9 protein-coding genes are annotated in these 15513 nt (G+C 61.6%); 5 read left to right on the plus strand and 4 right to left on the minus strand.

Features of this window, described 5'->3' with window-relative positions:
- Window position 1: 1 nt before the first annotated feature.
- Entirely contained in the window at window positions 2-1036 is a 1035-nt protein-coding gene (waaF, locus tag AB4N98_RS10095; protein ID WP_017526475.1) for a lipopolysaccharide heptosyltransferase II, read from the minus strand.
- Window positions 1037-1090: 54 nt separating this feature from the next.
- Entirely contained in the window at window positions 1091-4030 is a 2940-nt protein-coding gene (gene glnE, locus AB4N98_RS10100; RefSeq protein WP_137220161.1) for a bifunctional [glutamate--ammonia ligase]-adenylyl-L-tyrosine phosphorylase/[glutamate--ammonia-ligase] adenylyltransferase, read from the minus strand.
- Window positions 4031-4413: 383 nt separating this feature from the next.
- Here glnE and aceE point away from each other — a divergent pair, with 383 nt between their 5' ends.
- The 4 genes from aceE (at window position 4414) to msrA (ending at window position 12432) form a co-directional block, all read left to right on the plus strand.
- Window positions 4414-7059, plus strand: a complete 2646-nt coding sequence (gene aceE, locus AB4N98_RS10105; protein WP_017526477.1) for a pyruvate dehydrogenase (acetyl-transferring), homodimeric type — start codon at window positions 4414-4416, stop codon at window positions 7057-7059.
- Between the two features lie 10 nt (window positions 7060-7069).
- A complete protein-coding gene (aceF, locus tag AB4N98_RS10110) occupies window positions 7070-8716 on the plus strand; it encodes a dihydrolipoyllysine-residue acetyltransferase (protein ID WP_065879466.1) in 1647 nt (548 codons plus the stop codon).
- 301 nt (window positions 8717-9017) lie between these two features.
- A complete protein-coding gene (locus tag AB4N98_RS10115; RefSeq protein ID WP_065879467.1) occupies window positions 9018-11711 on the plus strand; it encodes a putative bifunctional diguanylate cyclase/phosphodiesterase in 2694 nt (897 codons plus the stop codon).
- Window positions 11712-11784: 73 nt separating this feature from the next.
- Complete coding sequence (gene msrA, locus AB4N98_RS10120; protein ID WP_017526480.1) at window positions 11785-12432, plus strand: peptide-methionine (S)-S-oxide reductase MsrA; 648 nt, start codon at window positions 11785-11787, stop codon at window positions 12430-12432.
- A gap of 71 nt (window positions 12433-12503) precedes the next feature.
- Here msrA and AB4N98_RS10125 read toward each other — a convergent pair whose 3' ends face one another.
- Window positions 12504-13340 (minus strand): 23S rRNA (adenine(2030)-N(6))-methyltransferase RlmJ, encoded by an 837-nt coding sequence (locus AB4N98_RS10125; RefSeq protein WP_017526481.1) that lies wholly within the window; start codon window positions 13338-13340, stop codon window positions 12504-12506.
- 174 nt (window positions 13341-13514) lie between these two features.
- On the opposite strand from AB4N98_RS10125, the gene AB4N98_RS10130 reads away from it, so the two are divergent.
- The gene (locus AB4N98_RS10130; protein WP_065879469.1) at window positions 13515-14792 is read left to right on the plus strand and encodes an O-acetylhomoserine aminocarboxypropyltransferase/cysteine synthase family protein; all 1278 of its coding nucleotides are present in this window, start codon (window positions 13515-13517) and stop codon (window positions 14790-14792) included.
- On the opposite strand, the gene AB4N98_RS10135 is transcribed toward AB4N98_RS10130, so the two are convergent.
- Window positions 14778-15503 (minus strand): DUF4123 domain-containing protein, encoded by a 726-nt coding sequence (locus AB4N98_RS10135; protein ID WP_137220159.1) that lies wholly within the window; start codon window positions 15501-15503, stop codon window positions 14778-14780. The two genes, AB4N98_RS10130 and AB4N98_RS10135, sit on opposite strands and share 15 nt — an antisense overlap.
- Between the last annotated feature and the right edge of the window lie 10 nt (window positions 15504-15513).

A 15513-nucleotide genomic window follows, 5' to 3' on the forward strand; every position in this document is an offset into this window, starting at 1 on the left:
CTCAATTAACCTCGACCACTGTGCCCTGCAACCGCTGCAAGGCATCGTTTACCGGCTGCGGCAGCAACTGGCGCATGCAGTTGTAGTGGCCGAAACGGCAGGTCCGATCAAAACACGGGCTGCAATCCAGGCCCAGGCGCACCACTTCGACCTTGTCGGCCAACGGCGGGGTGAACCCTGGCGAGGTGGAGCCGTACACCGCCACCAACGGGCGATTCAGCGCCGCGGCCACGTGCATCAGGCCGGAGTCGTTGGACACCACCGAATCCGCGCAGGACAGCAGGTCAATCGCCTCGGCCAGCGACGTGTCGCCACTGAGGTTCACCGCCTCCTCGCGCAGGCCCGGTATCAAGCGCTGGCGGATATCTTCACCCACCGGATGATCTTTTTTCGAGCCGAACAACCACACCTGCCAGCCTTCGCGAATCTTCGTCTCGGCGACTTTGGCGTAGTGCTCCGCCGGCCAGCGCTTGGACTCGCCAAACTCAGCGCCCGGGCACAGCGCCAATACCGGGCGATCCAGGCTCAGGCCGAACTTGGCCAGCGCCGCGTCGCGGGTGACCGGGTCGATCCGCAGGCGCGGGCGCGGGTACGGCTTGGGCAACTCGGCACCCGGCGCATAGGCCAGGGCCATGAAGCGCTCGATCATCAGCGGGTAGCGCGCTTTATCGAGCGTGCGCACGTCGTTGAGCAGCACGTAGCGGAACTCGCCGCGCCAACCGGTGCGCTTGGGGATGCCGGCAAAATACGGCACCAGCGCCGATTTCAGCGAGTTGGGCAGCAGGATGGCCTGGTCATACCGGCCGGCCAGGGATTTGCCGATGCGACGGCGCGTGGCCAGTTCCAGGGCGCCGTGGCCGAGCGGAAAGCTCAAGGCCTCGCGCACTTGCGGCATGCGCTCAAGGATCGGCCGGCTCCACTCGGGGGCGAGCACGTCGATCTGGCAGCCTGGATGGCGCTGGCGCAGGCACTCGAACAGTGTCTGTGCCATCACCATGTCACCGACCCAACTGGGCCCAACGATCAGAATATTCATGTAGTTTCCACAAACGATGCGGGGAGGCTTATGCCTCCCCGCCCTAATAGTGTTTCAGCTCAACCCCAGCTCCTGCCAGATACGCATCACTTGCCGCCGCTCATCGGCGAACTGATCCCCGGCCACCGTACCGGCCTCGTTTTGCAAGGCCTGGCGATGCGCGGCGGAACGGTAGGCCTTATACACCTCGCGCAGCAGATGGGCATCGGCGGCGGGCATCAGCCCCACCTGCTCCAGGCCTTCCAGAATGCGGATATTGTCGGTATAGCGCAGCAACGATGGATGTTGCGCAGACCACGCCAAAGCCGCGTATTGCACCATAAATTCAATATCGACGATACCTCCGGCGTCCTGCTTGAGGTCGAACGCCACCGTGGCTTCGAAGGCATTGGCGCCGGTACCGGCCAGCGTGGCCTTGGTACCCAGGTTATCGCGCATCTTGGCACGCATCTCACTGACTTCCTGGCGCAGTTTGGCAAGGTCCCGTTCACGCCCCAACACTTTAGCCCGTACCTGCTCGAACGCACGGCCCACATCCTGGCTGCCCACCAACACCCTTGCGCGGATCAAGGCCTGATGTTCCCAGGTCCAGGCTTCATTTTCTTGATAGCGGTCAAACGCACCGAGGGAACTCACCAACAAACCGGATGCCCCCGACGGTCGCAGGCGCATGTCCACTTCGTACAACTGGCCGGAGTTGGTCTGGGTGGTGAGCAGGTGAATGATGCGCTGGCCCAGGCGCGTGAAGAACTGCGCGCCATCGATCGGCTTGGCGCCATCGGTTTCGGCCTGAGGGTCGCCGTCGTGGATAAACACCAGGTCCAGGTCCGAACCATGCCCCAGTTCAATGCCGCCGACTTTCCCATAACCGACAATGATGAACCCAGGATCGCACAGGGTGCCGTCCAGCCGCTGCGGCGAGCCGTGGCGCGCCACGGTCTGGCGCCAGGCCAGGGCCAGCACTTGTTCGAGGATGGCTTCGGCGAGCCAGGTCAGGTAGTCGCTGACTTTCATCAACGGCAGGCTGCCGGCGATTTCCGAGGCCGCCACGCGCAGGCGGTGAGCGAGCTTGAAGTGACGCAGGGCTTCCATCTGCTGCTCAAGGTCGTCCTCGGGGATGCGCGTGAGGCGCTCGCGCAGTTCGGCGGCCAATTCCGGCGCCAGCGGCGGCTTGAACAGCCGGCCCTCGTTAAGCAACTCGTCCAACAACAGCGGGAAACGGGTGATCTGCTCGGCGATCCACGGGCTGGCGGCGCACAGGGTCAACAGGCGGCGCAGGGCGTCGGGGTTTTCGGTGAGCAGCACCAGATAAGCGGAACGACGGGCGACGGCCTCGACCAACGGCAACACGCGCTCCAGCACCAGGTCCGGGTTGGCGTGTTCGACGGCCTGGGCGAGCAGGCGCGGGATAAACGCATCCAGCCGCTCGCGACCGAGGCGCTGCATGGCGCGCAATTGCGGGCTGCCGCGCAAACTGGCGAGAGCCTTGAGGGCCTTGGGCGCGTCGGTAAAACCGCCTTCAGCCAATTGGCGGCAGGCGGCGTCTTCATCCTGGGATTCCTCCCACAGTGGCAACCATTCACCGCCCACCACCAGTTCGCTTTCGGCGCCGTCTTCTTCATCCGGGTCGGCGATCACTTGGCGAAAGTGCCAATCCACCCGACCACGCCAATACATCAGGCGCTCATGGAACGCGGCCCAGTCGGCAAAGCCCAGCATGAAGGCCATGCGCGCCTGGTCCTGCGGGTTGTCCGGGAGCATTTGTGTCTGCCGGTCGGCAATCGCCTGGATCGCGTGTTCGGTGTAGCGCAGAAATTCATAGCCGTTGCGCAACTCGGCGATCACCGCCGTCGGCAAGTAGCCCTGCCCCTCCAGGGTGCCGAGCACTTTGAGCAACGGTCGCTGTTGCAGGCTCAGGTCGCGGCCGCCGTGGATCAGTTGGAACGCCTGGGCGATAAATTCCACTTCGCGGATGCCGCCCGAGCCCAGCTTGATGTTGTCGGCCATGCCTTTGCGCCGCACTTCCTGCTGGATCAGCTGCTTCATGGTGCGCAGCGCTTCGATGGCAGAGAAGTCCAGGTAACGGCGGTAGACGAAAGGCCGCAGCATCTCCAGCAATTGCGCACCGGCCACCTGGTCGCCGGCAACTACCCGCGCCTTGATCATGGCGTAGCGTTCCCAGTCGCGGCCCTGGTCCTGGTAGTACTGCTCCAGCGCGTTGAAACTGAGCACCAACGCGCCGGCCGAACCATAGGGACGCAAGCGCATATCGACGCGGAACACAAAGCCGTCGACGGTCATCGGGTCCAGCGCCTTGATCAGTTTTTGACCCAGGCGGATGAAAAACTCCTGGTTATCCAGGGCGCGCTTCACGCCCACTGTTTCGCCGCCCTCGGGGTAGGCGAAAATCAGGTCGATATCGGACGAGAGGTTCAACTCCACCGCGCCGAGCTTGCCCATGCCGAGGATGACCATGTGCTGCGGCTCGCCGCTGCGCCGGCCCGTCGGCGTGCCGAACTGTGCGCAGTGGCGCTGGTAGAGCCACTGGTAGGCCTGGTCGATGCTGGCGTCAGCCATGTCGGAAAGGTCACGACAGGTTTGCACCAGGTCCGCCTGGCGGGTGAGGTCGCGCCAGATGATGCGCACTTGCTGGCGGGTACGTTGACGACGCAACAGGCGGCCCAGTTCATCTTCTGTTTCAGCCTGCTGCACGGCGCCGGCGATCTGACCGCACAGCTCGCCTGGGGCGAAGCCACGGTCCAGCTCGCCCCAGGCGGCCAGCTCGAGCAACATCAAAGGGTCACGAACACTCTGTTCAATAACGAAATCACTGGCGGCGCAGACGCGGGCAAAATCGGCCCACCGTTGCGAGGTCCACGTAGAAAGGCCATGATCGTCGTCCAGCGTGGCCACCGCGTCACGAAATGACTGCTCGGCGCGCTGGGCAATCGGAAGAAGAAGGGTGGGCAATTCGGCCAGCGTTGGCAGGCTCATGGTCTATCCTCCATCGGCGCGTAAATGGCTTGTAGTTGTGAAGGCAAGCACCACGCCCGATGGAGGACTGTCGAACAAAGGTTATAAATAGCTGAAAATTCATAATTTTTGGCAGGCAACATTAAACTCATACCTTTTCTTGTTCGCAAAAGATCAACAATAACGATTATGCTCACCAGCCAGACCGAGCAATCCGCTCAGTCTTGTGTAGTTTTACTACTCGTATATACATTCGAAAGGCTGAAATGGCCGACGATTTGTAGTAAAACTACAGGACGCCGAAGCAACCTTCGGCCATCCAAGAATTTATGTCGTCTGCCCACAAGGCCAGTCGCAAACTTCAGGCAACCGATTCTGGTAGCCTTTCCGCCCTGGAGCAAGCCATGCAAGACCTCGATCCCGTCGAAACCCAGGAATGGCTGGACGCCCTGGAATCGGTTCTCGACAAAGAAGGCGAAGACCGTGCTCACTATCTGATGACCCGTATGGGCGAACTCGCGACCCGCAGCGGCTCGCAACTGCCTTACGCCATCACCACGCCATACCGCAACACCATCCCCGTTACCCACGAAGCACGCATGCCTGGCGACCTGTTCATGGAACGCCGCATTCGCTCGCTGGTACGTTGGAACGCCATGGCGATGGTAATGCGCACGAACTTGAAAGATTCGGACCTGGGCGGTCACATCTCCAGCTTCGCTTCCAGCGCAACCCTGTATGACATCGGTTTCAACTACTTCTTCCAGGCCCCGACCGACGAACACGGCGGTGACCTGATCTACTTCCAGGGCCACACCTCGCCAGGCGTCTACGCTCGTGCGTTCATGGAAGGTCGCATCAGCGAAGAACAAATGAACAACTTCCGCCAGGAAGTCGACGGTCAGGGCCTGTCGTCCTACCCGCACCCTTGGCTGATGCCTGATTTCTGGCAGTTCCCGACCGTTTCCATGGGTCTGGGCCCCATTCAAGCGATCTACCAGGCACGCTTCATGAAGTACCTGGAAGCCCGTGGCTTCATCCCTGAAGGCAAGCAGAAAGTCTGGTGCTTCCTGGGCGATGGCGAATGCGACGAGCCTGAATCCCTGGGCGCTATCTCCCTGGCCGGCCGCGAGAAGCTGGACAACCTGATCTTCGTCATCAACTGCAACCTGCAGCGCCTCGACGGCCCGGTTCGCGGCAACGGCAAGATCATCCAGGAACTCGAAGGCGTGTTCCGTGGTGCTCAGTGGAACGTGACCAAAGTCATCTGGGGCCGTTTCTGGGACCCACTGCTGGCCAAGGACGTCGACGGCATCCTGCAACGCCGCATGGACGAAGTCATCGACGGCGAATACCAGAACTACAAAGCCAAAGACGGCGCGTTCGTGCGCGAGCACTTCTTCAACACGCCTGAACTCAAGGCGATGGTTGCCGACCTGTCCGACGACGAGATCTGGAAGCTCAACCGTGGCGGCCACGACCCGTACAAGGTCTATGCGGCTTACCACGAAGCGGTCAACCACAAAGAACAACCGACCGTCATCCTGGCCAAGACCATCAAGGGTTATGGCACCGGTGCCGGCGAAGCGAAAAACACTGCGCACAACACCAAGAAAGTCGATGTCGACAGCCTGAAGTTGTTCCGCGACCGCTTCGACATCCCGGTCAAGGATGAAGAGCTGGAAAACCTGCCGTTCTTCAAGCCGGAGCCAAACAGCGCCGAAGCCCGCTACCTGGCCGAGCGCCGCTCCGCGCTGGGTGGTTTCGTGCCACAGCGCCGCGCCAACAGCTTTGCCGTACCAACCCCGGACCTGAGCACGCTCAAGGCAATCCTGGACGGTTCGGGCGACCGTGAAATCTCCACCACCATGGCCTTCGTGCGGATCCTCGCGCAGTTGGTCAAGGACAAGGACATCGGCCCGCGCATCGTCCCGATCATCCCGGACGAAGCCCGTACCTTCGGCATGGAAGGCATGTTCCGTCAGTTGGGCATCTACTCCTCCGTCGGCCAGCTCTACGAGCCAGTCGATAAAGACCAGGTGATGTTCTACAAGGAAGACAAAAAAGGCCAGATCCTCGAAGAAGGCATCAACGAAGCGGGCGCCATGAGCTCCTTCATCGCTGCCGGTACTTCGTACTCCAGCCACAACCAGCCGATGCTGCCGTTCTACATCTTCTATTCGATGTTCGGCTTCCAGCGTATTGGCGACCTGGCTTGGGCAGCAGGCGACAGCCGTACCCGTGGTTTCCTGATCGGCGGTACCGCCGGCCGCACCACACTGAACGGCGAAGGCCTGCAACACGAAGACGGTCACAGCCACATCCTGGCTGCCACCATCCCGAACTGCCGCACCTTTGATCCAACCTACGGCTACGAGCTGGCGGTGATCATCCAGGACGGCATGAAGAAGATGACCGAAGAGCAGCAGGACGTTTTCTACTACATTACCGTGATGAACGAGTCCTACCAGCAGCCAGCCATGCCGGCCGGCGTGGAAGAAGGCATCATCAAGGGCATGTACCTGCTCGAAGAAGACACCAAGGAAGCGGCGCACCACGTGCAACTGATGGGCTCCGGCACCATCCTGCGTGAAGTGCGTGAAGCGGCGAAGATCCTGCGTGACGAATTCAACGTCGGCGCCGACGTGTGGAGCGTTACCAGCTTCAACGAACTGCGTCGCGACGGCCTGGCCGTGGAGCGCAGCAACCGCCTGCACCCTGGCCAGAAGCCAGCCAAGAGCTATGTCGAAGAGTGCCTGGCCGGCCGTAAAGGTCCAGTCATTGCCTCTACCGACTACATGAAACTGTTTGCCGAACAAATTCGCCAGTGGGTCCCGTCCAAGGAATTCAAAGTCCTGGGCACCGACGGTTTCGGTCGCAGTGACAGCCGCAAGAAGCTGCGTCACTTCTTCGAAGTCGACCGTCACTTCGTGGTGTTGGCAGCCCTGGAAGCCTTGGCTGACCGTGGTGAGATCGAACCCAAGGTGGTGGCTGACGCCATCGTCAAGTTCGGGATCAACCCGGAAAAACGCAACCCACTGGACTGCTGAGGAGATTTTTGTGAGCGAACTCATTCGCGTACCTGACATCGGCAGCGGTGAAGGTGAAGTAATCGAGCTGTTTGTGAAGGTCGGCGACAAAGTCGAAGCCGACCAGAGCATCCTGACCCTGGAGTCGGACAAGGCGAGCATGGAAATCCCTGCTCCCAAGGCCGGCGTGGTCAAGAGCCTGAAAGTGAAGCTGGGCGACCGCCTGAAAGAAGGCGACGAACTGCTGGAACTGGAAATCGAAGGCGCCGCCGACGCGGCGGCACCTGCTGCCGCTGCCGCACCTGCACCTGCACCTGCCGCTGAAAAGCCTGCCGCTGCTGCCGAGGCTGCCCCAGCCCCGGCCGCCGCACCTGCCGCCGCCACCGTGCAGGATATTCACGTGCCGGACATCGGTTCGTCGGGCAAGGCCAAGATCATCGAGTTGCTGGTCAAGGTGGGCGACACCGTCGAAGCCGATCAGTCGCTGATCACTTTGGAGTCCGACAAAGCCTCCATGGAAATCCCATCGCCGGCTGCCGGCGTGGTGGAGAGCATCGCGGTCAAGCTGGAAGACGAAGTCGGCACCGGTGACTTCATCCTCAAGCTGAAAGTACAAGGCGCTGCGCCTGCTGCCGCGCCAGCACCTGCCGCTGCTCCGGCAACTGCAAAAGCTGAAGCCGCACCGGCCGCCGCACCTGCACCTGCCGCAAAAGCCGAGGCCGCACCGGCCCCTGCTGTTGCCGCGCCTGCGCCTAGCGGTGCCAAGGTTCACGCCGGCCCGGCTGTACGTCAACTGGCCCGTGAATTCGGCGTCGAGCTGAACGCTGTGTCGGCCACTGGCCCGCACGGTCGCGTGCTGAAGGAAGACGTGCAGGTTTACGTCAAAGCCATGATGCAGAAGGCCAAGGAAGCTCCGGCTGCCGGCGCTGCAACGGGCGGCGCGGGCATTCCACCGATTCCGGTGGTGGACTTCAGCCGCTTCGGCGAAACCGAAGAAGTGCCGATGACCCGCCTGATGCAAATCGGCGCGTCGAGCCTGCACCGCAGCTGGCTGAACATTCCGCACGTGACTCAGTTCGACCAGGCCGACATCACCGACCTGGAAGCTTTCCGCGTCGCGCAGAAAGCCGTGGCCGAAAAAGCCGGCGTGAAACTGACCGTGCTGCCATTGCTGCTCAAGGCCTGTGCGCACCTGCTCAAGGAGCTGCCGGACTTCAACAGCTCGCTGGCGCCAAGCGGCAAGGCGATCATTCGCAAGAAGTACGTCCACATTGGTTTTGCCGTCGATACCCCGGATGGCCTGCTGGTACCGGTCATCAAGAACGTCGATCAGAAGAGCCTGCTGCAGCTTGCCGCTGAGGCCGCTGCCCTGGCTGCCAAGGCGCGCGACAAGAAGCTGACCGCAGACGACATGCAAGGCGCTTGCTTCACCATCTCCAGCCTCGGTCACATTGGCGGCACTGGCTTCACGCCAATCGTCAACGCGCCGGAAGTGGCGATCCTGGGTGTGTCCAAGGCCACTATCCAGCCAGTCTGGGACGGTAAAGCGTTCCAGCCGAAGCTGATGCTGCCGCTGTCGCTGTCCTACGATCACCGTGTGATCAACGGCGCGGCCGCTGCACGCTTTACCCAGCGTCTGAGCCAGTTGCTGAACGACATCCGCACGATCCTGCTGTAAGCCGCAGCGGCCTCCCCGTAACCGGGGAGGCCTGCTTGCAACGATTTCCGAGCGCCACGCTCGTACCTCAACCCCGTCAATTTGGCGGGGCTTTTTTTGCTTTTCTATACAGACAGGACAGGGTTGTACACCTTCTGTCATTCCGACTGAAGAATTCCCCCGTCCGGCCGATACCCCCTTATAGCACTTAGCCTTCATCCTCTCTTGTCAGCCCGCGCTGCATGATGCAACCTTGCCGCAGGCAGCAGAAAAGAGGGCGTGAGCCCGGCGCCGTGCGCGTTACTTCAAGTGAGTTCCCCCCATGAAAAGCCAACCCGATGTCGCCCGTATGGCGGCCGAGGTAGTGACGCAGTTACCGGTGCCTTCGCGCCTCGGTATGCTGCGTTTCGAGCGGCTTAATGAGGCAAGCTGGGCCCTGCTGTACCTCGACCCCAACTGCGAGCGCCAATTCGGCCTGTCGGCGGTCGAGCTGTGCGCCCTGATCGGCACACCCTACGCCAGCCTGATGGAACCCCAGGCGCGCTATCAACTGCACGACACCATTCAACAGCAACTGAGCCAAAGCCCGCATTACCTGGTGCGCTACACCTTGCACACCAACGACGGCCCCCTGAGCCTGCTCGAAATGGGCGAGGCCTATAAACAACACAATCGCCATCTGCTGCGCGGCTACCTGATGGTGGTCGACGGCCTGTTCAGCGAAATCCCCTTGCCTGCCCCGACGCAGGACCTGGAAAGCCAGAACAACCGCCTGCAGATCGCCCTCGAACTCAACCAGCGTGCCCAGCAGGAACAGCTGCAGCATCTGGAACGGGTGCGCGCCCAGCAAGAGTTGATCCTGCTGCTGGCCCGCCAGCGCTACACCGCCAACAACTCGCTGCAGGAAGCCGCCGAGCTGATCACCCGTAGCGCCTGCGATATCTACCAGATCGATTGCGCAAGCCTCTGGAATCTCGAAGGCCAGCGCCTGACGCCGATTTCGGCCTATCACCGCGCCGACCAGCAGTACCATCTGCCGGACCCCATTGATGCCGGCTGCTTCCCGGATTATCTGGAAGCCTTGCACACCAGCCGCGCCATCGACGCCAACAATGCCATGCGCGACCCGCGCACCCGTGAGATGGCCGAGAACCTGCGCGCCAAAGACATCCACGCCATGCTGGATGCGAGCATCCGCGTCGATGGCCAGGTGGTCGGCGTGCTATGCCTGGAACAAGGCGGCAGCTCGCGCGTGTGGCAGGCCGATGAGATTGCCTTCGCCGGTGAGTTGGCCGACCAGTTCGCGCAAGTGATCAACAACCACAACCGCCGCACCGCCACCAGCGCCCTGCATCTGTTCCAGCGCGCGGTGGAGCAAAGCGCCAACGCGTTTTTGCTGGTCAACTGCGACGGTGTTGTGGAGTACGTCAACCCAAGTTTTACCGCGATCACCCAGTACAGCGCCGAAGAAGTCCACGGCCATCGCCTGGCGCAATTACCCGCGCTGGAGAACCTCAGCGAGTTGCTGTTTGACGCGCCGTCGAGCCTGGCCAAAAGCAACAGTTGGCAGGGTGAATTCAAAAGCCGGCGTAAAAACCTCGAACCCTACTGGGGCCAGCTGTCGATCTCCAAGGTGTATGGCGACAACCGTGAGCTGACGCACTACATCGGTATCTACGAAGACATCACCCAGACCAAGCTGGCCCAGCAGCGCATCGAGCGCCTGGCCTATACCGACAACCTGACCAACCTGGGCAACCGCCCGGCGTTTATCCGCAACCTCGACGAGCGCTTTGCCCGCGACAGTGACACCCCGATCAGCCTGCTGCTGGTGGACATCGACAACTTCAAGCGCATCAACGACAGCCTCGGCCACCAGACCGGCGACAAGCTGCTGATCAGCCTGGCCCGGCGCCTGCGCAACAGCCTGAGTACCGGCGGCAGCCTGGCGCGCTTTGCCAGCAACGAGTTTGCGGTACTGCTCGACGACACCGACCTGGAAAGCGGCCAGCAGGTCGCCAGCCAGTTGCTGGCAACCCTGGATAAACCGATGTTCGTCGACAACCAATTGATCAGCGTCACCGGTTCCGTGGGCCTGGCATGCGCCCCCCTGCATGGCCGCGACCCGCAAACCCTGATGCGTAACGCCGGCCTGGCGCTGCACAAAGCCAAGGCCAACGGCAAACACCAGGTACAAGTGTTCACCGAAGCGCTGAACGCCGAGGCCAGCTACAAGCTGTTCGTAGAGAACAACCTGCGTCGCGCCTTGACCCAGAACGAGCTGGACGTGTTCTACCAGCCCAAGCTATGCCTGCGCAGCGGTCGCTTGCTGGGCATGGAAGCGCTGCTGCGCTGGAACCATCCGGAAAAGGGCATGATCCGTCCTGACCAGTTCATCAGCGTGGCCGAAGAGACCGGCTTGATCATCCCCATCGGCAAATGGATCGCGCGCCAGGCCTGCCGCATGAGCAAGCGTCTGAGCGCCGCCGGCATGGGCAACCTGCAGGTGGCAATCAACCTGTCGCCCAAGCAGTTCTCCGACCCGGACCTGGTGGCCTCGATTGCCGCCATCCTCAAGGAAGAAGACCTGCCCGCCAACCTGCTGGAACTGGAACTCACCGAAGGCCTGCTGCTGGAAGCCACCGAGGACACACGCCTGCAACTGGACCAACTCAAGAGCTTCGGCCTGACCCTGGCCATGGACGATTTCGGTACCGGTTACTCATCGCTGAGCTACTTGAAAAAATTCCCCATCGACATCATCAAGATCGATCGCAGCTTTATCCACGAGATCCCGGACAACCAGGACGACATGGAAATCACCTCGGCCGTGATCGCCATGGCCCACAACCTCAAGCTCAAGGTTGTGGCCGAAGGCATCGAGACCGCCGAGCAACTGGCGTTCCTGCGACGGCACCGCTGCGACGTGGGCCAGGGCTACCTGTTCGACCGGCCAATCCCCGGCGCAGAGCTGTTGACGATGCTCAAACGCTACCCGCGCGGGCCAATCGCCTGACAGCGCTGTAACACTCGGGCACACTGGCTGTCTGAATCCTTACCGCTAACTCAACCTGACGAGAGGACTGATCATGGTCTTGCGCTCGGAAATTCTGGTGAACAAAAACGTGCTGCCTACTCAAGAACAAGCGTTGCCTGGCCGTGAAACCCCGATGAACCTGCCCGAGACACACTTCGTCAACGGCAACCCACTGCTCGGCCCGTTCATTGACGATGTCGGTTTTGCGATCTTCGGCCTGGGATGTTTCTGGGGTGCGGAACGCAAGTTCTGGCAGCGCGACGGCGTGGTCAGCACCGTGGTGGGTTACGCCGGCGGCTTCACGCCGAACCCGACCTACGAAGAAGTCTGCTCCGGCCTGACCGGCCACAGCGAAGTGGTGCTGGTGGTGTATGACCAGGCCAAAGTGAGATACGAAGACCTGCTGAAGATGTTCTGGGAATTGCACAACCCGACCCAGGGCATGCGCCAGGGCAACGATATCGGCAGCCAGTACCGCTCGGTGATTTATGCGACCACCCCGGAACAACTGGCGGCGGCGAAGGCCAGTGCCGAGGCGTATCAGCAAGAACTGAGCAAGGCCGGCCTGGGTGAAATCACCACCGAAATCGACGAAGCCCCAACGGTGTACTTCGCCGAGGCGTACCACCAGCAGTACCTGGCGAAGAATCCGCAGGGGTATTGCGGGATCGGCGGCACCGGCGTGACCTGCCCGATCTAAAGGCCAACACAGATCAACATGTGGGAGGGGCGCCCTCCCACATTGGGTCCTGTGCCTGGCTTTAGAGCAGGTTACTCAGCGATCAGCCAATCCATCTGCCACCCACCCTGGGTCTGGCCAAGTTTCTTGGACAGCCACGGCAGCAGCTCGCGCAATTCCTCTTCCAAGCCCCACGGCGGGTTGGCAATCGCCAGGCCCGAGCCGGTCAGGGTGTTGGGCGTGTCCAGGGGATGCACCAGCAATTCCACGCGCAACAGCTTCGGCGCGCCAGTGCCGGCCAGGTCCTGGTAGAAGCGACGCAGCATGCGCTGGTCCTTCACCGGGTACCAGATGGCCGCGACGGTCTGGCGCATGCGGCTGACCGCTTCCTTGAGGGAGGCAGCGCACCGCTGCATCTCATCGAGTTTCTCGAAGGGCGGGTCGATGAGCATCAATGCGCGTTTTTCCGGCACCGGCAACAAGGCGCGCGGTACATGCCAGCCTTCGCCCAGGTGCACTTTGACGCGGCGATCACCTTTCATGTTGTCCTTGAGCAGCACGCCGTCTTCGGGGTGTTTCTCATTGAGCAAAACCCGATCCTGCGGGCGCGTAAGGCGCCGTGCCAGTTCCGGCGAGCCCGGGTAGTAACGCAACTGGCCATCCGGGTTCATCTCTTGCAGCACGCGCATGTAGTCGGCGGTCAGTGACGGCAGGTCGTCCTCGCCCCACAGACGCGCGATGCCTTCCAGGTATTCACCCGTGCGGTTGGCCTGGTCGCCCTGCAGGTCATACAGACCGATCCCGGCATGGGTATCGAGGTAGGCGAACGGCTGTTCCTTGCGCGACATCAGGGCAATGAGGCGGGTCAAGGTCAGGTGTTTGAAGACATCGGCGTGGTTGCCGGCGTGAAAGGCGTGACGATAATTCATGGTTGCTCCTGCGCAGGGGGCGAAGTTTACCTTCTACACGGGCAAAGGTGCAGGGCTGCGTGTCGGGCGGTGCTTATGCCGTAAATACAGGAGGCAGGCCAAAAAAAATCTAAACGGTCGTATCACGGTGGACTTATTGTGGCGATCCATTCTCCAGGGAGGTCAATAACAATCATGAAAGACGCCACCATCGCGCTGCACCATGGCTTTAAGTCGGACCCCACCACCAAGGCCGTCGCTGTGCCGATCTACCAGAATGTCGCCTTCGAATTCGATAACGCCCAGCATGGCGCCGACCTGTTCAACCTGGATGTGCCCGGCAACATCTACACGCGGATCATGAACCCCACCAACGATGTGCTGGAGCAACGCCTCGCCGCCCTCGAAGGCGGTATCGCCGCGCTGGCGGTGTCGGCCGGCAGCGCCGCGATCCACTACGCGATCCAGACCCTCACCCGGGCCGGCGACAATATCGTCACCACCCCGCAGCTCTACGGCGGTACCTACACCCTGTTCGCCCACCTGCTGCCGAGCTTTGGCGTCGATGTGCGCTTCGCCCGAGACGACTCTGCCCAAGCCATCGCCGAGCTGATCGACGACAACACCAAGCTGGTGTACTGCGAAAGCATCGGCAACCCGGCGGGCAATATCATCGACATCCAGGCACTGGCAGACGTCGCCCATGCCCGTGGCGTGCCACTGGTGGTGGATAACACCGTGGCCACGCCGATCCTGTGTAAGCCGATCCAATTCGGCGCCGACATCGTTGTGCACTCAATCACTAAATACATTGGCGGCCATGGCAACTCCCTGGGCGGCGTGATCGTCGACAGCGGCACCTTCCCCTGGACCCAATATCCGGAAAAATTCCCCGGCCTCAACAACCCCGAGCCGGCCTATCACGGCGTGGTCTATACCGAAAAATTCGGTCCAGCAGCCTTTATCGCCCGCGCCCGCACTGTGCCGCTGCGCAATACCGGCGCGGCGCTGGCGCCGATGAATGCGTTTTTGCTGCTGCAAGGCCTGGAAACCCTGGCTCTGCGCATGGAGCGCCACACCGAAAACGCCCTGAAGGTCGCGCAGTTCCTACAAGGCCATGCGGCAGTGGAATGGGTCAGCTATGCCGGGCTACCCGATCACCCGCACCACGCCCTGGCGCAAAAATACATGCAAGGCAAACCGTCGGCGATCCTGTCTTTCGGCTTGAAGGGCGGCTTCGATGCCGGCGTGCGCTTCTACGACTCGCTGCAAATCTTCAAGCGCCTGGTCAACATCGGTGACGCCAAATCCCTGGCCTGCCACCCTGCCTCCACCACCCATCGGCAGATGAACGAGCAAGAACAGGCCAAGGCCGGTGTGAAGCCGGAGATGATCCGCCTCTCTGTGGGCATCGAGGCGATTGAAGACCTGATCGACGACTTGCAGCAGGCCTTGGGCTCAAGCCGAGTCTGACGCCAGGGCGCTGGCCAGTGCGTCATCGCTGATATCCGCACCCCGCGCAAAGTAGGCGACCTTGTGCCGCAAGGTCGCCGGCGGGAAGGCGGTGTACAGGTCCGGGCGCTGTTCTTCGAGCCGTTGGAGCAGGTTGTCGATCAGGGTTTGCGGTGACTGCTCTGCCAAATGTTTGAGCACCGGCGCAGGCACTCGCCACCACGGGCTGGCTTTAGCCTCGGTCATCGGCCCCGGCGCAACCGTCAGCGGCTGACCATTAATCAGGTAACGCTGGAATACCGGCAATAGCGTTGACGCCGCGTCGCCCAACGCCTGCAACATCGGTAGAAATTGGGCGCCATCCCAGAAGCGCAGAAACACTTCCTGATGATCGGGCAGGTAGACCTTGGTCAAGCCTTGCAGATGCGCAACCACGGTTTGCAACGAGCTGGAGGACACCGCCAGCCAGCCCCAGTCCGTGGATTCGGTGGTCGCTATCCAGTCGAGAAAAGGACTGTCGGGCTCGATGATTGCGACATAGGGCATCACCTCACTCCACTCGGCGTAGGCTGTGCCGGCCCAGATGGGTTGGGGCGGCATGCCGGCAGCGGTGCTTCGCCAGGCGTCGAGAGGTTTGGCGTCACTGGCATTGCTGAGGACGACGAAGAAGCGCTCGCCTGATTCGAGTAGGTGGTGGGCTAGCCAAGTCCGAGGTGCTAGCTGCTTAAGCATTCGAGATAAT

The sequence above is a fragment of the Pseudomonas sp. S3_E10 genome (genome assembly GCF_054667615.1).